The sequence below is a fragment of the Porphyrobacter sp. HT-58-2 genome (genome assembly GCF_002952215.1).
Lineage (GTDB): Bacteria > Pseudomonadota > Alphaproteobacteria > Sphingomonadales > Sphingomonadaceae > Erythrobacter.
Genome location: NZ_CP022600.1, coordinates 2,493,304 through 2,514,309, shown reverse-complemented (window position 1 = coordinate 2,514,309; position 21,006 = coordinate 2,493,304). Strand labels below are relative to the sequence as shown.

The 21,006-nt window shown below is 66.6% G+C and carries 21 protein-coding genes; 15 read left to right on the top strand and 6 right to left on the bottom strand.

Annotated elements, in window-relative coordinates; translation table 11 throughout:
- Positions 1-23 precede the first annotated feature (23 nt).
- Genes sdhC through CHX26_RS11810 form a run of 5 tightly spaced genes read left to right on the top strand, consistent with a single transcriptional unit; the run spans position 24 to position 4,296 of the window.
- On the top strand, positions 24-404 hold the full coding sequence (gene sdhC, locus CHX26_RS11830) for a succinate dehydrogenase, cytochrome b556 subunit (RefSeq protein WP_104942539.1): 381 nt from the start codon (positions 24-26) through the stop codon (positions 402-404).
- A gap of 13 nt (positions 405-417) precedes the next feature.
- The gene (gene sdhD / locus CHX26_RS11825; protein WP_104942538.1) at positions 418-804 is read left to right on the top strand and encodes a succinate dehydrogenase, hydrophobic membrane anchor protein; all 387 of its coding nucleotides are present in this window, start codon (positions 418-420) and stop codon (positions 802-804) included.
- The gene (sdhA, locus tag CHX26_RS11820; protein ID WP_104942537.1) at positions 804-2,672 is read left to right on the top strand and encodes a succinate dehydrogenase flavoprotein subunit; all 1,869 of its coding nucleotides are present in this window, start codon (positions 804-806) and stop codon (positions 2,670-2,672) included. Before sdhD ends, sdhA begins: the two co-directional genes overlap by 1 nt.
- A gap of 31 nt (positions 2,673-2,703) precedes the next feature.
- Positions 2,704-3,228, top strand: coding sequence for a hypothetical protein (locus CHX26_RS11815; protein WP_172449823.1), 525 nt, complete (start codon positions 2,704-2,706; stop codon positions 3,226-3,228).
- Between the two features lie 48 nt (positions 3,229-3,276).
- Positions 3,277-4,296 carry a C13 family peptidase gene (locus CHX26_RS11810; RefSeq protein ID WP_104942535.1) on the top strand — a complete coding sequence of 340 codons (1,020 nt, stop codon included), beginning with the start codon at positions 3,277-3,279 and terminating at the stop codon, positions 4,294-4,296.
- On the opposite strand, the gene CHX26_RS11805 is transcribed toward CHX26_RS11810, so the two are convergent.
- Positions 4,265-5,869 (bottom strand): esterase-like activity of phytase family protein, encoded by a 1,605-nt coding sequence (locus CHX26_RS11805; protein ID WP_172449821.1) that lies wholly within the window; start codon positions 5,867-5,869, stop codon positions 4,265-4,267. The genes CHX26_RS11810 and CHX26_RS11805 overlap by 32 nt on opposite strands.
- A gap of 124 nt (positions 5,870-5,993) precedes the next feature.
- Between CHX26_RS11805 and CHX26_RS11800 the strand changes: the two genes are divergently transcribed.
- Both CHX26_RS11800 and CHX26_RS11795 read left to right on the top strand, forming a co-directional pair.
- Complete coding sequence (locus tag CHX26_RS11800) at positions 5,994-6,395, top strand: BlaI/MecI/CopY family transcriptional regulator (protein WP_104942533.1); 402 nt, start codon at positions 5,994-5,996, stop codon at positions 6,393-6,395.
- Positions 6,392-8,059 carry a M56 family metallopeptidase gene (locus tag CHX26_RS11795; RefSeq protein ID WP_104942532.1) on the top strand — a complete coding sequence of 556 codons (1,668 nt, stop codon included), beginning with the start codon at positions 6,392-6,394 and terminating at the stop codon, positions 8,057-8,059. The genes CHX26_RS11800 and CHX26_RS11795 overlap by 4 nt, the downstream gene beginning before the upstream one ends.
- 33 nt (positions 8,060-8,092) lie before the next feature.
- Here CHX26_RS11795 and CHX26_RS11790 read toward each other — a convergent pair whose 3' ends face one another.
- Positions 8,093-8,593 carry a hypothetical protein gene (locus tag CHX26_RS11790; RefSeq protein WP_104942531.1) on the bottom strand — a complete coding sequence of 167 codons (501 nt, stop codon included), beginning with the start codon at positions 8,591-8,593 and terminating at the stop codon, positions 8,093-8,095.
- 7 nt (positions 8,594-8,600) lie between these two features.
- Positions 8,601-9,506 carry a KPN_02809 family neutral zinc metallopeptidase gene (gene ypfJ, locus CHX26_RS11785; RefSeq protein WP_104942530.1) on the bottom strand — a complete coding sequence of 302 codons (906 nt, stop codon included), beginning with the start codon at positions 9,504-9,506 and terminating at the stop codon, positions 8,601-8,603.
- Between the two features lie 108 nt (positions 9,507-9,614).
- On the opposite strand from ypfJ, the gene CHX26_RS11780 reads away from it, so the two are divergent.
- The 5 genes from CHX26_RS11780 to CHX26_RS11760 all read left to right on the top strand — a co-directional run bounded on the left by CHX26_RS11780 (position 9,615) and on the right by CHX26_RS11760 (position 15,159).
- The gene (locus tag CHX26_RS11780; protein WP_104942529.1) at positions 9,615-10,367 is read left to right on the top strand and encodes a 3-hydroxybutyrate dehydrogenase; all 753 of its coding nucleotides are present in this window, start codon (positions 9,615-9,617) and stop codon (positions 10,365-10,367) included.
- Positions 10,364-11,869, top strand: coding sequence for a M28 family peptidase (locus CHX26_RS11775; protein ID WP_104942528.1), 1,506 nt, complete (start codon positions 10,364-10,366; stop codon positions 11,867-11,869). The genes CHX26_RS11780 and CHX26_RS11775 overlap by 4 nt, the downstream gene beginning before the upstream one ends.
- Before the next feature lie 87 nt (positions 11,870-11,956).
- A complete protein-coding gene (gene guaB, locus CHX26_RS11770) occupies positions 11,957-13,411 on the top strand; it encodes an IMP dehydrogenase (protein ID WP_104943410.1) in 1,455 nt (484 codons plus the stop codon).
- Between the two features lie 9 nt (positions 13,412-13,420).
- Complete coding sequence (locus CHX26_RS11765; protein WP_104942527.1) at positions 13,421-14,599, top strand: RsmB/NOP family class I SAM-dependent RNA methyltransferase; 1,179 nt, start codon at positions 13,421-13,423, stop codon at positions 14,597-14,599.
- 62 nt (positions 14,600-14,661) lie between these two features.
- Positions 14,662-15,159 carry a tetratricopeptide repeat protein gene (locus CHX26_RS11760; protein WP_233997135.1) on the top strand — a complete coding sequence of 166 codons (498 nt, stop codon included), beginning with the start codon at positions 14,662-14,664 and terminating at the stop codon, positions 15,157-15,159.
- Between the two features lie 4 nt (positions 15,160-15,163).
- Here the strand turns inward: CHX26_RS11760 and CHX26_RS11755 are convergent, their stop codons facing one another.
- Both CHX26_RS11755 and CHX26_RS11750 read right to left on the bottom strand, forming a co-directional pair.
- Positions 15,164-15,643 (bottom strand): RNA pyrophosphohydrolase, encoded by a 480-nt coding sequence (locus tag CHX26_RS11755; RefSeq protein WP_104942525.1) that lies wholly within the window; start codon positions 15,641-15,643, stop codon positions 15,164-15,166.
- Positions 15,640-16,590 carry an alpha/beta hydrolase gene (locus tag CHX26_RS11750; protein ID WP_104942524.1) on the bottom strand — a complete coding sequence of 317 codons (951 nt, stop codon included), beginning with the start codon at positions 16,588-16,590 and terminating at the stop codon, positions 15,640-15,642. The genes CHX26_RS11755 and CHX26_RS11750 overlap by 4 nt, the downstream gene beginning before the upstream one ends.
- A gap of 108 nt (positions 16,591-16,698) precedes the next feature.
- Between CHX26_RS11750 and CHX26_RS11745 the strand changes: the two genes are divergently transcribed.
- From CHX26_RS11745 to CHX26_RS11735, 3 genes are all read left to right on the top strand, one after another.
- Complete coding sequence (locus tag CHX26_RS11745; protein WP_104942523.1) at positions 16,699-17,691, top strand: metal-dependent hydrolase; 993 nt, start codon at positions 16,699-16,701, stop codon at positions 17,689-17,691.
- A 120-nt stretch (positions 17,692-17,811) separates the two neighbouring features.
- Positions 17,812-19,203 carry a cryptochrome/photolyase family protein gene (locus CHX26_RS11740; RefSeq protein ID WP_104942522.1) on the top strand — a complete coding sequence of 464 codons (1,392 nt, stop codon included), beginning with the start codon at positions 17,812-17,814 and terminating at the stop codon, positions 19,201-19,203.
- A gap of 74 nt (positions 19,204-19,277) precedes the next feature.
- Positions 19,278-20,459: a serine hydrolase domain-containing protein gene (locus CHX26_RS11735; RefSeq protein WP_335682301.1), complete on the top strand. Its 1,182-nt coding sequence runs from the start codon at positions 19,278-19,280 to the stop codon at positions 20,457-20,459.
- Positions 20,460-20,600: 141 nt separating this feature from the next.
- Here CHX26_RS11735 and CHX26_RS11730 read toward each other — a convergent pair whose 3' ends face one another.
- Positions 20,601-20,948, bottom strand: a complete 348-nt coding sequence (locus tag CHX26_RS11730) for a PilZ domain-containing protein (protein WP_104942520.1) — start codon at positions 20,946-20,948, stop codon at positions 20,601-20,603.
- Positions 20,949-21,006: the final 58 nt, after the last annotated feature.

The window sequence follows — 21,006 nt, the reverse complement described above, 5'->3', positions numbered from 1 at the left end:
AACAGGGACCAGACGGGATCACCATGAACCAAAGACCGCTTTCTCCCCATTTGCAGGTGTGGCGCTGGGGGCCGCATATGCTGATATCGATCCTCCACCGCGCAACCGGCGACGGCATGGCGCTGGTGGGCCTTGGCGTGCTGCTGTGGTGGCTGGGCGCGCTGGCGAGCGGGCCTGAGGCCTATGCCAGCTTTCAGAGCGTGATGGGATCGCCGCTCGGCATGATCGTGCTGGTGGGCCTGTCATGGGCCTTCTTCACCCACATGATGAGCGGGCTTCGTCACTTCGTGCTCGATATTGGTGCGGGTTATGAACTCGATACCAACCGCATGTGGTCGATCGCTGCGCCGATCATCGCTGTTCTGCTCACCGCGGCCTTCTGGGCCCTGATCATGCTGCGCTGAGGGAGGGCGAGACATGGGTAACGGAACTTCCATCGGACGCGTGCGCGGGCTCGGCCCGGCGCATGAAGGCGCGCATCACTGGCTGGTGCAGCGTTTCACCGCGATCGGCAATCTGGTGCTGATGAGCTGGCTGCTGGTCAGCCTCGTGCTGCTTGGTGATTACGGCCACGCCAATGTCGCCAAGTGGCTGACGCACCCGCTCAACGCGACCGCGATGATCCTGCTGGTCGTCAGCCTGTTCTGGCACGCGCGGCTCGGCCTTCAGGTGCTGATCGAGGACTATCTCCACGATGCCGGCACCAAGTTTGCGGCCATTGCCGCGCTTAATCTTGCAACCATTGGCGGCGGCGCCTTCGGGATTTTCAGCGTCGCCGCGCTCGCATTCGGAGGTAACGCCTGATGGCAACCGCAGCACCCAAGGGAACGGCCAATGATGTGGGGGGCGCGCATCTGAAGGGCGCCTACACCATCGTCGATCACACCTATGACGTGGTGGTGGTGGGCGCGGGCGGATCGGGCCTCCGTGCCACGATGGGCGCGGCCGAGGCGGGCCTGCGCACCGCGAACATCTCGAAGGTCTTCCCGACCCGCTCGCACACCGTCGCGGCGCAGGGCGGGATCGCCGCGTCGCTCGGCAATAATTCGCCCGATCACTGGACCTGGCACATGTACGACACCGTCAAGGGGTCGGACTGGCTGGGCGATCAGGACGCGATCGAATATCTCGCGCGCGAAGCTCCGGCGGCGGTCTATGAACTGGAGCACGCCGGTGTGCCGTTCAGCCGCAATGCCGATGGCACGATCTATCAGCGCCCCTTTGGTGGCCACATGCAGAACATGGGTGCCGGCCCGCCGGTGCAGCGCACCTGCGCTGCGGCTGACCGCACCGGCCACGCCATGCTCCACGCCCTGTATCAGCAGAGCCTGAAGTATGACGCGGACTTCTTCATCGAATATTTCGCGCTCGATCTCATCATGGACGAACGCGACGGCGTGAAGCAGTGCGTCGGCGTGATGGCGATGTGCCTCGATGATGGCACGATCCACCGCTTCCGCGCGCAGTCCGTGGTGCTGGCGACCGGCGGCTATGGCCGCTGCTACTACACCGCCACTTCGGCCCACACCTGCACCGGCGACGGGGGCGGGATGGTGCTGCGCGCCGGCCTGCCGCTGCAGGACATGGAATTCGTCCAGTTCCACCCCACCGGCATCTACGGCGCGGGTGTGCTGATCACCGAAGGCGCGCGCGGGGAGGGTGGCTATCTCACCAACTCCGAAGGCGAACGCTTCATGGAGCGTTACGCCCCGTCCGCAAAGGACCTCGCCTCGCGCGACGTGGTGAGCCGCTCGATGGCGCTGGAAATGCGCGAAGGGCGCGGCGTCGGGCCGGAGGGCGATCACATCTACCTGCACTTGGATCACATCGATCCCAAGGTGCTGGCCGAGCGTCTGCCGGGGATCACCGAGAGCGGCAAGATCTTCGCCGGTGTCGACCTGACCCGCCAGCCGCTGCCGGTTACCCCGACGGTGCATTACAACATGGGCGGCATTCCGTGTAACTATCACGGGCAGGTCGTCACTCTCGGCCCGGACGGCAATCCGGATACCGTCATCCCCGGGCTTTATGCCGTGGGCGAGGCGGCCTGCGTGTCGGTGCACGGGGCGAACCGTTTGGGCTCGAACTCGCTGATCGATCTCGTGGTGTTCGGCCGGGCAACCGGCCACCACCTGCGCGACAACCTGAAGCCCAATGCCAAGCAGCCCGAACTCCCGGCCGACAGTGCCGACTTCGCGCTGACCCGTCTGGATCACTTCCGCTACGCGCAGGGCGGCTCGCCCACCGCGCAGATCCGCGCGGAAATGCAGAAGGCGATGCAGAAGCACTGCGCCGTGTTCCGCGACCAGAAGCTGATGGACGAGGGCGTCGCCAAGCTGGCCGAGCAGAACAAGCGGATGGAAGACATCCACGTCACCGACAAGTCGCTGATCTGGAACTCTGACCTGATCGAGACGCTCGAGCTCGACAACCTCATGGCGCAGGCCAATGTGACCATGGCGAGCGCGGCCAACCGCAAGGAAAGCCGGGGCGCCCACGCGCACGAGGACTTCCCCGATCGCAACGACAAGGAATGGATGAAGCACACCATCGCCTGGTTCGACGGCTGGGGCGGGCGCGGTTCGAACAGCCGGATCGATTACCGTCCGGTCCACGAATACACGCTGACCGACGACATCAAGTACATCGAGCCCAAGGCGCGGGTGTACTGATCGTTTGCCGACCCGTCCGCAGGTGTTGCTGATGCAGACCGGCGGACGGGTCGAGCGTCGGCTGTCATGGTATTGGCAGGTCGAGCTGGGCAATGCCGTGCTTGTCCCTGCCTTCGTGCTGTTCATTACCCGGGTCTATGGCGAAGGTGCAGGCTGGGCGACGCTGGTGACGCTGCTGCCGGTTATCGGCCTGCTGGTGATCGGGGGGCTCTATTGGCGCGGCAAGCTGCACGCGTTGCGCGGTGACGGGCGTGCGCTGGACACAGTGCTGGCGCTCGCCGACCGCGCGCAGCGGCCCCTGCTTGTGCTGACCGCGATCGTGCTGGTGCTAGGCGTGGGCGGCTTCTTCGTCCCGATATCGGGAAGCGATGCGGCCAATCGTTGGGCATCGCTGGGGGCGGCGCTGCTCGCGCTGGCTGAATATGTGAATTACTACCACCGCCAGCTCCAGCATTTCGACAACTGGCCGGACTTCAAGCGGCTGATCACCGGCAAGGGCCTGCGCCCGGCAAAGATGGCGCTCGATCTGGCGGCGTGGCGCACAGCGCGGCGCTGACAAGAGCGCGCTTGACGCTAGGGCTGTGCGCCGCCACCTTGCTCTCCGATGAACAGGGGCAGGATCATCGCAGGGGTGCTGGCGGCATTGCTTGCTGCCCCCGCGCTTTCCCAGTCCTCCGCCCCCAATCCCTTTCAGCCGCCGCCGCACACCGCGCCCTGGCCCGATCTCGGCAATGGCGAGAGCCGGGCCGAGCGGCGTGCATCCTATGATGCCTCGCCGGAATTGCACCGCGGCCTGTCCGCCGCCGAGGTGCGCGCCCAGCAGCGCAGGCTCGATGCAGCGCTTGCTGCCCTGCCGCCGCACACGCCGGGGACGAGCGAGGCCTATGTCCTTACCGTCGCATTGGACAGCGATCCCGTCTTCGCGCGGGAGGCACGTGAGGCCGCGCGGGTGCTGGGCGCGCGGTACGGGGCGGAGGGGCGCACGCTGACGCTGGCAGGGCCGGATGGCACCCGCGACGATGCCCCACGCGGTTCGATCACCGCGCTGCTGCTGGCGATTGCGCATCTTGGCACGCTGATGGATGGCGAAGAGGACGTGCTGGTGCTCTATACCACCAGCCATGGGCTCGATCTGGGGCTGGCCTATCACTACGGCGATAGCGGCTATGGCATCCTGAGCCCGGCAACCCTCAAGTCGGCGCTTGAGGATGCAGGCATCCGGCGGCGGGTGCTGATCCTGTCAGCCTGCTATTCGGGCGTGTTTGTGCCGGTGCTCGCAAGTGCCGACACGGCGATCCTTACCGCTGCTGCCGGGAACCGGTCGTCCTTCGGCTGCGTGGCGGAAAATGACTGGACCTTCTTTGGCGATGCGCTGATCAACCGCGCGCTGCGTCAGCCCGTGGCGCTGGACGAGGCGGCGCGGATGGCGGGGCGTTCGGTCGCGGAGTGGGAGGCCAAGGCGCAGTTCCTCGCCTCGCTGCCGCAGGTCAGCATTGGGCCGGAGGTCGGCGGCTGGCTGCCTGCGCTGGAGGCGAAGGCACCGCGCATTGCCAGCGCGCCGGTGGGGCGGCCCGCTTTCGATCCGGCTCAGGTCACTCCGCCACAACCCGCCGGGCGGAAATGATCCGCACCGGCTCGGCCAGCATCTGGCCTTTCATCACGCCTTCGCCCGCATCGGCATCGCGCGCGGCGGCGTGGATGCTGGCGATCACTGCCATGCCGTCGGTGACATAGCCAAACACAGCAAAGCCTGCGCGCCAGGCCGGTTCGGTGGCGGAAGGATCGGCGTCAAAGCCGGGCTGATCTTCGATCATCACGAAGAAATCGCCGTCGGCCAGACCAGGCGCGTTCATCGCCATCGACAGGGCGCCGTGGCTGTGAGGCAGGCCGGTCTGGTCGGTCGGCTCATGCGGGATCGGCGGCAGCACGCGCTTGGCGTCGTTGCGCGTGCCGCCCTGCACGATCCCGGCCGGCTGGCGATCGCCCGCCATGTCCATCGCGCGGTAGAAGGTCGTGCCATTCAGCCGCCCTTCCTCGACGTAGCGCAGGAAATTGCCGGCGGTGACAGGCGCGCGCTCTGTCTCCAGCGCGATGGTGACCGGGCCGAGGCTGGTTTCCAGCACCACCTTGACAATTGCGGCATCGGGGAAGGGGCGCGTGCCGGGGCGCGCGGCGGGAGTGGGGGCAAAATCTGCGGGCGTAACCGGCTGCGGCCCGGTGGCGGGTACTGCGGCGATTTCGAACTTCATCAGCAAGGTGCGCTGGCAGCCGACCCCTGGCCTGGTGTCGCAATTGCGGAAGTTGTCGTCCGAAACGAGATAGAGGAACTGCCGCCCGGTCTCCTCGCGCAGGGCCAGCCCTTCGAAATTGTCGAGCATGAGCGGCGGGGCAAGGACGGCAAGGGTTCTTGCGGTGTTGTCGGCAGCCAGTTCGACAATCGCAGCGCGGTTGCCTTCGCCTTGCCGGTAACTGCGAAACAGCACGAAACAGGTGCCATCGGACTTGCAGGCCGCATCGGTCGGCACGCCGCCGGCCTCGGCGATGCCTTCGGGCGCGGGGAGGTGGAAGGCCTGCGCCCCCGCTTCGGTCACCCTGAGGCAGTTGGGGCGCGCCGCATCGACCCACTCGCCGCAGGCCAGCAAGGCCTCGCCATAGGCGGCGAGGGTCTCGATCCCGCTATTGGCTTGGGCGATTGCGGCGATCAGCGGGGCAGCGCGCGGATCAACGCCAGTCACCAGCGCGCCAGGCACCGCATCGGCATAGCGCCACAGCCGGTGCTCCTGCTCGAACGCGACCAGCCATTCGCCGGTCGGCAGGCGGGTCAGCGCTTCGGCATCCCCGCGCGCCTTGTCCTTGAGGTCGCGCCCGCGCTCGTCAGCCATCGGGCCAATCACGACCTGCGCAACATCGACCAGGCGCAGACCCCTCTCGTCCGGGATGATTTCCAGCCAGCGACCATCATCCGTGACAGCAAACAAGGCGCCGTCCTGCCATTCCAGCCCCGAAACGCCGCCGATTGTGGCCTTGTCGGGCGCAATCGCCACGCCGCCGCGAAAAATCAGATCGCCCACCGCGCGATCGGGTTCGCCAGCGGTCAGTTCCACCGGCTCGGTCAGCGGCAGGAATTCCTCCGTCTGCGCCAGCGCGGGGGCGGAAAGGGCGAGGAACAGAGCGGAAAAGGCAGCGCGGATTGACATTCGCCGCAGCATATCGGCGCTTTGTCGAGGCGCAAGCGGGCAAGGGGGCTGTTCAGGCAGGGGCAAGGTTTACATCTGTAATCGTAATGACTACAGGCGTAATCGAAAGCGAGGGAGACGCTGCGTGAACCCTTCAGGCGACCATCCCGGCGAAGGGCCGGGCGAACGCATCACCGAGGCCGAACTGGCGGTGATGGACGTGCTGTGGGATCGTCCGCGCCAGACCGCGGCCGAGGTCTGCGAGGAAGTCGGCTCGCAGCGCGGCTGGAGCCTCGCCACGGTCAAGACCCTGCTTTCGCGTCTCGTTCAGAAGGGTGCGCTGGCCGCCGAGCCTGACGGGCGCCGGTTTCTCTACAGCCCGCTGATCGCCCGCGCGGCCTATGTCGGCGGGGAGAGTCGGCGACTGGTCGAGCGGCTGTTCGGGGGCAGTGCGGTCTCGCTCGTGGCGCATCTGGCCGAGACCGAGGCGCTCACCGAGGATGACCTCGCCGAAATCGAGAAGCTGCTCAAGGAGCTGCGGCCATGACCGCCGCGTTGTTGCACACGCTGGTGTGGACCGGCGTGCTGATCGCCGCTGTGCTGATCCTGCGCCGCCCGGTGACGCGGCATTTCGGCCCGCAGGTGGCCTATGCGCTGTGGGCCTTGCCGCTTGCCCGTCTGATCCTGCCGCCGCTGACGCTGCCGGCATGGATGGCGCCCTCCCGCCCTGATGCCGTGCCGGACTCGGTCGCAGCCGATGTGCTGGTGCTGGAGCCTGTGCCAGCGCCTTCTGCCGCTGCCGATCCCGGCGGCTTCGATCTGCTGGCGACGCTGGCCGATTGGCCGATCCTTGAAACACTGCTGTTGATCTGGCTGGGCGGGGCGATGCTGACCCTTGCCTTGCGCTTTGGTGCCTATTTCACGCTGCGTGATGATGTGCTGGCAGAGGGGCGCGAGGTCGGCCGCGCTGAGGGCGGTTTTGGCGGATTGCTGGGCAAGGTTCGGCTGGTCGAGACCCCGGCCACGGCCGCGCCGCTGGCAATGGGTGTGCTCGATCCGGTGATCGCGCTGCCGCCCGGCTTCATGGCGCTGCCTGACCGCACGGCGCGCGATCTCGCGCTGGCGCATGAACTGGCGCATCACCGGGGCGGCGATCTGCTGGTCAACATGATCGTCCAGCCGCTGTTCGCGCTGCACTGGTTCAATCCGCTCGGGCGTTATGGCTGGCTGGCGCTGCGCCGCGATCAGGAGGCGGCCTGCGATGCGCGGGTGATGGCCCGGCGCACCCCGCAGGAACGCGCGACCTACGCCACGCTTATCGCCGGTTTCGCGGCAGCCCCCGGCGCGACGGGCCATGCCGCGCTTGCCGCGCCGATGGCCTGTCCGGTGCTGGGGGAAACATCGATCATTCACCGTCTGAGGAGCCTGTCCATGTCCGATCCCACCCCGCCTCGCCGTCTGGCGGGCCGCGCCCTGCTTGGCGCGGGCCTGCTGGCGTTGCCGCTGACCGCGTCGATCAGCTACGCAGCGTCCGAAGCGCAGGTCGAAGCACCCGAACCCCCTGCGCCGCCCGAGGCTCCGGCGGCCCCTGCTGCGCCCGATGCTCCCACGCCGCCGCAGCCCCCCGAAGCGCCCGAGGCACCGGAGGCCGAAGACGATGTGGCCGTCTTCGTGATCAAGCGGATGGCGCGTCCAGACGACGATGCCGCTGCCGAGGCGGGCGAGGAAGGCCGCGATCAGGAGCAGGTTACCGAACAGGTCTGGCGCGAGAAGGACGGCAAGGAACGCCGTTTCAGGATGGTCTTGCGCTCCAGCGGCGATGGCGCGGGCGCGCTCGATCCGGCGCAGCGCGATGCGATGATCGCCGAACTGCGCGCCGAACTGGCCGAAGGCGTGCGCCTGCCGCCCGACCTGCCGCGTGCGCTCGCCGAAGCCCGCGCCGACGTGCTGACCTTGCGCGCTGCGCCCAACGTGATGGTGATGAAGGAATGCACGTCTGCCTTCGAAGGCCAGGCGCAGATCATCAATGGCAAGGATGGCAAAAAGACCATCATGATCTGCCAGCCGCGCATGCCCATGGCCGCGCGGCTCGGGCTGGAACAGGCCCGCGCCGAAATCGCGAGCGACAAGTCCATCCCCGAAGACACCCGCAAGCAGGTTCTGGAAACGCTCGACCGGCAGATTGCGCGCTGGAAGGAAAAGGGAGGCTGACCTGCTTGAAAGCGCGGGCGGGGCGCGCCTGCGTCAGTTCCCGCCTGCGCCCACCGCCTTGGGCCGGGCGGGGTAGGCGCAGCCCTTGCCAAGCCCCCAGCCTTTCAGGAAGGCGCGCCGCACCATGCCCGCCGTATAGGCTGCCCGCAGCGCGCGGTCATTGCCCGCTGCCCCTGTCACCTCGCGCACGATGCCGCGGAAGGGGAGGATCGAGCCAACCACGCTCTGCCCGATCCGCCCTTCGCTGAAGCGGTCATTGCCGTCATCATCGGCAATGTCGTAATCGGCGCCCAGCACCTGATCGAGCGCCGCGATGGCGGTGACCATCGCATCGCAATCGCCAAGGCCCGCCATGCTGTAGGGATCGCGTGCAGCGGCGCGCAGCACGTCGGGAATGTCGCGGCGGGCAACGTTGAGATCGCGCAAGGGGGTTTTGGCTACTTCTTCGGCATCGGGTTCGGGCATGACCTGTGCGGCAAGCGGCGCGGCCATCAGTGCAAAGGGCAAAGCGAAAGCAAGGGGTGCGGGGCGCATGGCGGCTTCAGCCTCCTTCGAAGAACACATCGCACGCCCGGTCGCTGCGCGCGTCGAGCCCCAGCCTGAGCGCGGCCATGCGCTGGCGGCTGGTGCCGTGGGTAAAGTTTTCGGGATTGATCGCGCGTCCGGCATTGCGTTGGAGCGTGTCGTCGCCGATGGCGCTGGCAGCCTTGAGGCCTTCCTCCAGATCACCCGGCTCGATCCGTTCGCGGTTCTTGCCCGCCCACATCCCGGCATAGCAATCGGCCTGCAACTCCATCGCCACCTGCAGGCGGTTGGCGATGGCCGGGTTGCGCTGCTGCGCGGCGCGCACTTCGCGGGCAAGGCCGGTGATGTTCTGGATATGGTGGCCATATTCATGGGCAATCACGTAAAGCCGCGCGAAGTCACCGCCCGTGCCAGCCATCCGCGCCAGCTCGTCATAGAAGCTGGTATCGATATAGATGCCCATGTCCGCCGGACAGTAGAACGGCCCCACCGCCGATGTCGCGCTGCCGCAGCCATCGGTGGTCACTCGCCCGCCGCGATAGAGATCGAGCACCGGTTGCTGGAAGGGGATCCCGGCGCGCGCAAAGCTGGCCTCCCATGTGGCATTGAGGCTGGTGAGCGCGTTGCAGGCTTCGGTCGCATAGGGGCTGCTGGTGCAGACCTCGGTCTCGCTGAGGGCGCTTGCGCCGCTGCCGCCTGTTACTGAGCCTGCCGGTGCGGTCTGTTGTTGGACATTCTCGACCAGACCGATGGTTGCCATCGGGTCGATCCCGAACACCAGCGCACCGACCAAAGCGATCAGCAGTGTCCCGCAGCCGATCCCCCCGGCACGGCCAACCCCGCCGCCGCCCCCGCCGCCGCCCCCGCCGCCGTCGCTGGAGCGAACCTTGATGCTGGATGTGTCGAACGGGCCTAACCGCATGGATAATCCTCCCTCCCGCGCTGTCCCCGACAGCAATTTGCTGGACAGCCGCACATCGCAAGGCAAAAGCGATGCACAAACAGGGCGAACCTGCAGGAGATAGGCTGAATGCTCAAGGACAAGCGTGCTCTCGTCACCGGCTCGACTTCGGGAATCGGACTGGCGATAGCCCGCGCGCTGGCCGGGGCAGGGGCCGATGTGATCCTCAACGGCTTTGGCGACCCCGATAGCATTGCTGCCCTGTGCGATGAGCTGGGGGCGAGCCATCATGCGGCAAACCTGATGGATGCGCGCGCCATTGCGGCGATGATGGAGGAAGTCGGCCCGGTCGATGTTCTCGTCAATAATGCCGGGATGCAGCACGTTGCGCCGGTGGAGGAGTTTCCGGCGGAGAAATGGGATGCGATTCTGGCGCTGAACCTGTCGGCGGCGTTCCACACCACGCGGGCAGCGGTCCCGGGGATGAAGGCGAAGGGCTGGGGCCGGATCATCAACACCGCCAGCGCCCACTCGCTCGCCGCATCGCCGTTCAAGAGCGCCTATGTCGCGGCCAAGCACGGGCTGGCGGGCTTCACCAAGACCATCGCGCTGGAACTGGCGACGCATGGGATCACCGCCAACTGCATTTCGCCCGGCTATGTCTGGACGCCGCTGGTCGAAAACCAGATCCCCGATACCATGGCCGCGCGCGGGATGACGCGCGAGCAGGTGATGAACGACGTGCTGCTCGCCAAGCAGCCGACCAAGCAGTTCATCCAGCCCGATGATGTCGCCGCGCTGGCGCTGTTCCTGTGCGGCGATGCGGCGCGGGGGATCACCGGAGCCAACTATACCATCGATGGGGGCTGGACCGCCGAATGATCCTTGCCCGCGCCCGGATGCTGGTGTTGGTACTGGCGAGCCTGACGCTCGCCGCCTGCGCCCGCACCCCGGTTGCCAGCGCGCCCGATGTCACCCGCAGCGCCATTGCCGAACGGATGATGGCCGATATACGGGTGCTGGCGAGCGACGACTTTCAGGGGCGCAAGCCCGGCACGCCGGGCGGGCAGGCGACGTACGAATATCTCGAAAGGCGCATGGGCGAGATCGGCCTTGTCACCGGCACCAATGATCCCGGTGCCTATTGGCGGATGCCGGTCGATCTGGTGGCGACCATGCCGCTGGGCGGGCGGCTGACGCTGGGGCAGGGGCGCCAGGCAGTGACCGTGCCTGACAATGATGCCGTCGTTTATACGCCGCGCCGCCGCGCACTGGCGATCGGCGGCCCCGGCACTGGCGTTCCGGTCGTGTTCGTGGGCTTTGGCGATGGCTCTGTCCTTGGCGATGCGATGGCAGGCGCTGTGGCGGTGATGCTGGCCGATCCGGGCAAGGATGCCGCCCGGCGCGAGGCGCTGTTCGCCCAGCGCGCGACGGCGGTGGTGACGGTGCTGCCCGATGCCGCGGCGCTGGCGGTGGTGCGCCGTACGGGAGACCGCGAGAGGGTGGCCCTCGCGAGCGAGGAACAGGATACGCTGTCGGCCTATATCACTGATGGTGCCATTGCCGGGGTGCTGGGCGCGCGGCGCTGGGAAGGGCTGAAACGCGATGCGGGTGCGCCAGACTTCGCTCCGCTCGAACTCAATCTGGCGGTCAATATCGAAGCAAGCGCCGAGCGGCGCGAGTTCACCAGCCAGAACATCCTCGGCCGCATTCCCGGCGCTGTGCCGGGATCGGGCGCGGTGCTGTTGCTGGGGCATTGGGATCACCTTGGCGAATGCGGCCCGCCTGCCTCGGTCGATAGGATCTGCAACGGCGCTGCCGACAATGCCAGCGGGATTGCGGCGATGCTGGAACTGGCGCGGCGGCTGAAGGGTGGCCCGGCCATGGGCCGCGATATCTATGTGCTGGCGACCACTGCCGAAGAAGCCGGTCTGCTGGGCGCGCGCGCCTTTGTGAGGGATTCGCCCGTGCCGCTGGAAAGCATCGTTGCGGCATTCAACTTCGACATGGTCGCGCTGGCCCCGGCGGGCAGTCCGTTAGGCTTCATCGGAGGCGGCGAAACACCGCTCGACGGCATGATCCTCGATCACGTCGCGCGCAGCGGCCGCGCGCTCGGCGATCAGGCGCTGGCCGACAGTTTCCTGCGGCGGCAGGACGGCTGGGCGCTGCTGCAAGCCGGTGTGCCGACGGTGCTGCTGTCGAGCACCTATGGCAGCCGTGGGGTGCTCAACCCCTTTCTCTCCTCCCGCTACCATCGCCCCTCGGACGAGGCCGGAGCGCTTGAGCTCGGTGGAGCGATCGACGATCTGCTGCTGCACGAGGCCCTGATCCGCCAAATCGCCGATCCGGCGCGCTATCAGCCACCCGCCGCTGAGGCACCCTAGCGCAATCGGGAATGTGCGGTTACATGGGCCGCCACGATTCTCCGCCAAAAGGAGAACCTCCTCCTCTCGATGCAGAAAGTGGCAAGCATGGATATCCCGCTCGGTTTGACCTTTGACGATGTGCTGCTCCGCCCGGCGGAAAGCAGCGTCCTGCCGAGCATGGCCGATACCTCCACCCGGCTGACCCGCGACATTGCGCTCAACATCCCGGTGCTCTCCTCCGCGATGGACACCGTGACCGAGGCCGACATGGCGATCGCCATGGCGCAACTGGGCGGGATCGGCGTGCTGCACCGCAATCTCGATATCGCCGAACAATGCGCCGCAGTGCGCGCGGTGAAGCGGTACGAAAGCGGGATGGTGGTGAACCCCATCACCATTACCCCCGATGCCACGCTGGGCGAGGCGCAGGTGCTGATGAACCAGCACCGCATCAGCGGCATTCCCGTGACCGACGCGACCGGCAAGCTGGTCGGCATTCTCACCAACCGCGATGTGCGCTTTGCGGAAAACCCGCTCCAGCCGGTGCGCGAGCTGATGACCACCGATAACCTTGCCACCGTGCCGCTCGGCACCGGGCAGGAAGAAGCACGCCGGTTGCTCCACGCCCGCCGGATCGAAAAGCTGCTGGTGGTCGACGATGCCTACAAGTGCATCGGGCTCATCACGGTCAAGGATATCGAAAAGGCGGTGAACTATCCCGACGCGACCAAGGACGCCGCCGGGCGCCTGCGTGTCGCCGCCGCGACCACCGTTGGCGATGCCGGCTTCGCCCGCACCGAGGCGCTGGTCGATGCCGAGGTCGACGTGATCGTGATCGACACCGCCCACGGCCACAATATCGAAGTCGCCCGCGCCGTTGAGCGGGTGAAGAAGCTCTCGAACGCGGTGCAGGTGATCGCGGGCAATGTCGCCACCGCCGAGGCGACCCGTTCGCTGGTCGATGCCGGAGCGGACGCGGTCAAGGTCGGGATCGGGCCGGGCTCGATCTGCACCACCCGCGTCGTGGCAGGCGTGGGCGTGCCGCAGCTGACCGCGATCATGGAAAGCGCCGCCGAAGCCGCCAAGTCCGGCGTCCCGGTGATTGCCGATGGCGGCCTGCGCACGAGCGGTGATGCGGCCAAGGCGCTGGCGGCAGGTGCTTCCTCCGTAATGATCGGTTCGATGCTCGCAGGCACCACCGAAAGCCCGGGCGAGGTGTTCCTCTATCAGGGGCGCTCCTACAAGGCGTATCGCGGCATGGGCAGCGTCGGCGCGATGGCGCGCGGCTCGGCGGATCGCTATTTCCAGCAGGATGTTTCGGCGATGAAGCTGGTGCCGGAAGGCATCGAGGGCCAGGTGCCGTTCAAGGGGCCGGCGGCGGACGTGGTCCACCAGCTGGTCGGCGGGATCAAGGCGGCGATGGGCTATACCGGCTCGGCCACGATCACCGATCTTCAGAAGCGCGCCCAGTTCGTGCGGATCACCAATGCGGGCCTTTCGGAAAGCCACGTTCACGACGTCGCCATCACCCGTGAGGCGCCGAATTATCCGACGCGCTGAGGCCTCGACATGACACCCGCCGCTAGAGTCCAGGCGGCGATCGAGCTGCTCGATACCATCATCACGTCCGCACGCGCCAAGGGTGCGCCGGCCGACCGCATCATTGCGGACTATTTCCGCGCCCGCCGCTATGCCGGTTCCAAGGACCGCCGGGCGGTGCGCGATCTGGTCTATCGCGCGATCCGCCTGTGCGGGCCGGTGCCGGCCAGCGGGCGCGCGGCGATGCTGGCGGTGGCGGGGCAGGACGCAAGCCTTGCCGCGCTGTTCGATGGCTCCCCCCACGGCCCTGCGCCGCGTGCCGAGGGCGAGGAGGCCGCCAGCACCGGTCTTGCGCCCAAGTGGCTCGCTGCGGCCTTGCGCGCATCGGACCTCGGCGGGCGCGAAATCGCCGCGCTGCTGGACCGCGCTCCGCTTGATGTGCGGGTCAATGCGCTGAAAGCCGACCGCGCGGGGCTGGCGCTCCCCGAACCGGGCGAGCCGCTCGCGAGCGCGCAAGGACTGCGGTTCGAAACCGGCACGCCCGTTGAACAGTGGGAGGCTTACGCTGATGGCCTGATCGAAATTCAGGATCTCGGCAGCCAGCTGATCGTCGAGGCCCTGCCCGTCAGCCCCGGCGACACCATCATTGATCTGTGCGCCGGCGGCGGGGGCAAGACCTTGGCGCTCGCCGCAAGGCTCGGCAATGCGGCGAGCCTTGTCGCTGCCGATACCGACAAGCGCCGCCTCGGCAATCTCGCGCCGCGTGCTGCCCGCGCCGGGGCGGCCATCGATCACACCGTGCTGCTCGATCCGGGCCGGGAGATGGCGGCGCTTGGGCCATGGGCGGGCAAGGCCGATCACGTGCTGGTCGACGCGCCCTGTTCGGGCAGCGGGACGTGGCGCAGGAGCCCGGAGGGACGCTGGCGACTCGACAAGGGCGAACTGGCGCGGCTGAGCGGGCTTCAGGATCACGTGCTTGATACGGCCGCGAAGCTGGTGCGTGCCGGTGGCAGTATCAGCTTCGTCACCTGTTCGGTGCTTGATGCCGAAGGGGCGGACCGCATCGCCGCCTTCCTGACCCGCCATCCCGGCTGGCGCAGCGAGGCGCTGAAGCTCCCGCTCGGACGGCAGCGCGGGCAAGGATGGCGGATGGATCCGCACCGCGACGGCACGGATGGTTTTTTCATCGCCTGCTTGCGTTCACCATGATAGCTTAGCATGGTATGGACGAGCCTGACGGTTCCCGGAACCAAGCCCTGAAGGAGCTTCTGATGCGTTTTGCGCCTGCCGCCGCTGCTCTCTCGCTGTGTCTTGCGATCACCGCGAGCATCACCAGCGCCGGTGGCCCCGGCACGCCCGATCCGCGCGCCGAGGTGCTGATCGCGCAGGGGCAGGCCGCATTGTCGGCGGGCGAGACTCAGGCCGCGATTGACGCCTTCGAGGCGGCGCTGGCCGTCGATCCGGGTTACACCCCGATCTTCATCGACCTTGCCGAAGCCGCGCGTCAGAGCGGGCTACAAGGCAAGGCGATCCGGTACTACCGTGAGGCGCTGGAGCGTGATCCGGGCAATTTCGCCGCGATTTCGGGCGAAGGCGCGGCGCTGGTGGAAAAGGGCGCGCTCGAAAAGGCCAAGCGCAATCTTGCCAAGCTGCAATCGCTGTGCGGCGATGCCTGCCCGGAGACCGTTGCGCTGCAATCGACCATCGCGCGCGGCGTTCCTGCAAGGCTGGCGGTCGAAAGCAAGGCCGACAGCGCGGCGGCGAACTGAGACTTCAGATCAGGTCGCGGAACTCGGCCAGCACTTCCTCATAGACTGCCCGTTTGAACGGGATGATCAGTTCGGGCAGCAACCCCGGCTCGATCCAGCGCCAGGCGTTGAATTCGGGCGGGTCATGGGCTTCGAGGTCGATATCGGCATCCTCGCCGAGAAAGCGGCCGAGGAACCAGTGCTGTTCCTGTCCGCGATACTTGCCCTTCCACACGCGGCCCTGCAATTCGGGCGGGAGGTCGTAGCGGATTGGGCGGGAGGTTCCTGCGATCACCTCGACCATGTGGGCGGCAACGCCGACTTCCTCGTGGAGTTCGCGCAAGGCGGCTTCGCGCACGTCCTCGCCCTTGTCGATCCCGCCTTGGGGCATCTGCCAATAGCCATGCGCAGTCGGGTCGATCCGCTGGCCGACGAAGACAAGGCCTGCATGGTTCACCAGCATGAAGCCGGCACAGGGGCGATAGGGCAGGTGGTCGAAGCTCATGCGGGGTTGGCCAGCATGAAGCGCATCGCCGCGATGACGCGTTCGAGATCGGTTTGCGTGCTCGGCACCATCTGCCTGAGGTTCGTGAAGGAGTGAGTGACGCCGCGCATTTCAAGGAACACGCAGTCACGCCCGGCATCGACCAGCGCCTTGGCATAGGCGCGGCCCGAATCGCGGATCGGATCGAGGCTGGCGGTGACGACGATGGTGGGGGGCGCGTTGCTGTGGTCCCCCAGGATCGGGAAGCCGCGCGGGTCGGCGCGGTCGGCGCCGTAGGCCGCATCGAAGAAGCCCATGGTGTCGGCGGTGAGCAGGAAGCCCTCGCTGAAGGCGGCCATGCTGGCTGATCCCACGGCGTCGGCAACCAGCGGGAATATCGGCACTTGCAGCACCACGGGGACTTCGGCGGGGCGCTGCCCAAGCATCTGGCTGACAACCACCGTGGCATTGCCGCCCGCAGAATCGCCGATGGTGATAATGCCGGAGGCGGTCAGGCCCAGTTCCGCAGGGCTGGAGGCCACCCAGCGCGTCGCCGCCTCGCAATCGAGGATCGCGGCGGGGAAGGGTGCTTCAGGCGCGCGGGCATAGTGGACGGCAACCAGCGGCAGATCCATCAGCGCCGCAATTTCGGTGCAGAGCGCATGGTGCGTGTCGAGATCGCCGATCACAAACCCGCCGCCGTGGTAGAAGGTGATCACCGGCGAGGCCTCGTCGCGGCTCTCGCGCGCGTCATAAAGGCGCAGGGGAATTTCGCCTGCCGGGCCGGGGCAAACAAGATCGCGGATCACCGCCAGATCACGCGCGGGCCGATCAGCGAGGTTATGCATCGCGATATAGGAGGCGCGTGCTTCCTCCAGCGTCATGTCGACCAGCTTCGGCCCGTTCACCTGCGCCATCATGTCGAGGAAGGCCTTCATGTCGGGGCGGATAAAGGGCGCGTCGGTCATCGTGGTTCTCTCCGGTGTGTTTGGCGGTGCGATAGGCGAGAGAAGGTCGGATTTCCAAGCGCATTTCCGCTCGCATGGGCCAATCCGGCGCGCTAGACCCTCAAACATATGGACAATCTGACACATAGCCTTGTCGGCGCGGTGCTGGGGCAGGCGGGGCTGAAGCGCACCACCGGCCTCGCCATGCCCGCGCTCATCATCGGCGCGAACCTGCCGGACGTGGACGCGGCGTGCTTCTTCTGGCTGGAGGGCACCGAGCATCTCGCTTTCCGCAGAGGCATCACCCACGGCCCGCCCGCGCTGGTGCTGCTGCCGTTGATCTTGGCGGGTCTGTTGTGGGGTTGGGACCGTTGGCAGGCGAAGCGCGGCACCCGGCCCGAGGGGCGGCTGCCGGTGCGGTTTGGCTGGCTTTATGCGATGGCGTTCATCGGCTGCCTCAGCCACCCCGCGCTCGACTGGCTCAACGTCTACGGCATCCGGCTGCTGGAGCCGTTCTCCTCGCAATGGTTCTACGGCGATACGCTGTTCATCATCGACCCGTGGCTGTGGGCGATGTTGATCGGCAGTGTGTGGTGGTCACGGCGGCGGGAGAAGGCTGGCGGCGATTGGACGAGGCCTGCGCGGGTGGGGATCGCGGTGGGGTTGGCGTATATCGGGGTGAATGGCCTCATCACCATGACGAACGGTTTTTCTGGCATGAACTGGGAAACGCATACCATCGCGAACCCAGTGCCACTCGAGTTTTGGAAGCGGGAGGTCTTGGTCCGCGGGGGTGGCGACGGAAGTTGGAGTATCGAGTCCGACGAGGATCAGGTGCTTCCCGTCTTTGGGCCCGGCGGCAAACCGAAGAAACCTGTGGTTCTGTCCTACACTCTGAAGCCGATCGCTTCTGATATGTGCCGCCTCCCCGACCTCACCGCCGCCCGCCGCACCAATTCCCAGCTCGACGCTTTCCTGTTCTGGTCGCGCGCACCCTTTGCGACCCGCGCGGCGGACGGATCAGTGATCCTCTACGACGCCCGCTTCTACGATCCGCGCGCGCGGGACCGGTTCTCGGTCGCGCTGCCGGATGTGAAGTGCGAGGAACTACCGGGCAGGTAAGCGCATTACCTCCCCACACCCGTTCGGGCTGAGCTTGTCGAAGCCCCGCACTTCTCTTTGAGCCACGGGTGAAGAACAAGGACAGCCCTTCGACAAGCTCAGGGCGAACGGAGGTTTTTCTTGAGTTCCCCTCAAATCGTATGGCTGCGGCGCGATCTGCGCCTGGCCGATAATCCCGCGCTTTATCATGCCGCCAAGGCTGGCCCCGTCGTCGCCGTCTACGTCCTCGACGACGAGAGCCCGAAGCACCACGCCTATGGCGGGGCCTCGCGCTGGTGGCTGCATCACTCGCTGGCGAACCTTGCGCGGAGCCTAGAAGCCAAGGGCAGCCGCCTGATCCTCCGGCGCGGCGAAGCGGTGGCAGAGCTCACCAAGCTGGCGCAGGAAACCGGCGCGACGACAATCCACGCCAATTGCCACTATGAACCCTGGTGGCTCAATGCCGAGCGCAAGCTGGGCAAGAGCCTCGACCTGAAACTCCACCACGGCAACTACCTGATGCCGCCCGGCTCGATCACCACCGGCACCGGCGGGCAGTACAAGATCTACACTCCGTTCTCCCGCGCGGTGCGGGCCGAATTCCCGCCACGCGCCGAACTCCCCGCGCCCGAGAAGCTCGAAGCCCCCGCCCAATGGCCTGCTTCGGACGATCTCGCCGCGTGGAACCTCCTCCCCACTAAGCCCGACTGGGCAGGCGGGATGCGCGATTTCTGGCAGGTCGGCGAAGACGCCGCCCATGCCCGCCTCGCCGCATGGGAGGCCGACGTCGACGACTATGACGACAAGCGGAACTTCCCCAGCGTCGACAAGGTCTCGCGCCTCTCCCCGCATCTGCACTTCGGCGAGATTTCCCCGATCCAGATCTGGCACCGCTTCAAGGACAGGCGCTCGAAAGGCTGGGAAACCTTCGAGGGTGAGCTGATCTGGCGCGACTACTCCGCCAACGCGATCCTGCAATTCCCCGCCTATGCCACCCAGAACTACCGCGAGGATTTCGACCGTTTCCCGTGGCGCGATCCCGCTACCGATTCCGCCGCCGCGCGTGACCTCAAGGCATGGCAAGAGGGCCGAACCGGCTACCCCATCGTCGATGCCGGGATGCGCCAGCTGTGGCAGACCGGCTGGATGCACAACCGCGTGCGGATGATCACCGCCAGCTTCCTCATCAAGCACCTGCTGATCGACTGGCGCGAGGGCGAGAAGTGGTTCTGGGACACTTTGTGCGATGCCGACTATGCGTCGAACGCGACCAATTGGCAGTGGACCGCGGGGACAGGGGTGGACAGCAACATGTTCAGCCGGATCATGGCGCCGCTCAGCCAGTCTGAGAAATTCGACGCCGCGCGCTATATCCGCACCTATGTCCCTGAACTCAAAGGGCTGGAGGAACCCTACGTCCACGATCCCGAGGAATTCGGGCGCAGGCCATCCGGCTATCCGCGCAAGATCGTCCCCCACAAGGCCGCGCGCGAGCGGGCATTGGCGGCTTTGAAGACGCTGAAGACCGGATAGGCAGGGCTTGCCCGCAGGCCTCCGCACCGCCTATGCCCCTGCCAACAACACGGCGAGAGGGTGACATTATGGGCATGATCAGAAGCGCGGTTTCGGGCTTGGCGCTGGCGGCATTGCTGGTGGGCGCAGGTGCGCAGGCGCAGGAGCAAGGCCCCGCCGCACCGACCGCGACCCTCACGCAACCCCCACCGCGCGATCCGTCCGAACTTCAGGTGCTGTTCTGGAACGATGAACAGCGCAGCCAGCGTTTCCGCGCGATGGAGGAATGGTTCGCCGGTCACGAAGTAAGCGGTGCAGCCATGCCCCGCACTCTGATCGACGGCGATCCGCTGTCCGAGGCGCTCCAGACCGAAATCGCCGCCTTGATGGCCAAAACCGGCACCGCAGGCGTGATGGTGCTGGTCGATGGCAAGGTGCGTTACGAGGGGTATGGTCTTGGCCTTGGTCCGCAGGACCGCTGGACGAGCTTCTCGGTCGCCAAGAGCTTCACCTCCACCCTGCTCGGCGCGGCGGTGAAGGACGGGCATATCGCCAGCCTCGATGATCCGGTGACGAAGTATATCCCGGGCCTTGCAGGCTCCGCCTATGAAGGCGTCACGGTGCGGCAGATCGCGACCATGACGAGCGGCGTGAAATGGAACGAGGACTATACCGATCCCAATTCCGACGTCGCACAGATGAACCGCTTCACCATCGAATATGGCCCCGATGCCATCGTCGCGCAGATGAAGGCGCTGCCGCGCGAGGCGGAGCCGGGGGCCAAGTGGGTCTACAAGACCGGTGAGACCAACCTCATCGGCCTGCTGGTGGAAAACGCGGTCGGCATGCCGCTTGCCGAATATGCCAAGACCAGGATCGTCGATCCGGCGGGGTTTGAAGGCGGGCTGTTCTGGATGGTCGATCCGCGCGGCGGGAATATCGGCGGGTGCTGCCTTTCGATCCGGCTCGCCGACTATGCGCGCATGGGCCAGTTCGCGCTCGAAGGCGGAAAGGGCGTCGTGCCGGAGGGCTGGTTCGCCGAGGCGACCGATAGCGCGGTCGATTTCGGCGACAGCGGGTTTGGCTATGGCTACCAGTGGTGGACCTATCCGCAAGCCACCTATGGCGCGCAGGGGATCTTCGGGCAGGCGATCACGATCTTCCCTAAGGAGCGCGTGGTGTTCGCTTATGTCGGCAACTGGGCGCAGGCGAGCGGCGGGCCGGAGCGTGGCCAGTTTCTCGATCTCGCCCGCAAGATCGCGGCCAGCGTGGAATGACAGGCGCGCGCTTGAGGGGGTCTTACCTGGGGCCAGACCCCCTCTAGCCCCGTTTTGCGGGATGTTTGACCGGAATTCGGCCCCTGCTTGCGGCGGGTTTGCGGCACGGTTTCACGTGAAACAGTCCGGGCCGGGGCTGGATCAGATCACCTGACGGTAAGCCCCGATATTGCTGTAGCGTTGCAGGATATTGTCATGGACGATCGGGCTGAGCAGTTCGCTGAAGGCGCAGCCGACGATGCAATTGTCCCACCACACGACCTCGGCCTGCAGCGATTCGAGGCCGGGCAGGGTCAGCCAGCACATCTGGCCTTCGTGCATCCGGTTGATCGAAGCCGCCGAAAAGCCCGAAATCGAAAGATCATGCACAACGCTCTGGAACGCGCGGCCGCCCGAGGCCCTGAGAGTCGCCGGGATGGTCAGACGCGTGCGCGGCCCGCAGCGATCTTCCTGTGCTGCCGTGCGGTAGGGATCTGAACTGAGCGGCATTTTTGCTAACCTTGTCTCGTGCCTGCGGTCTCTCTGGCGGATTGGTCCGGCACCGTTG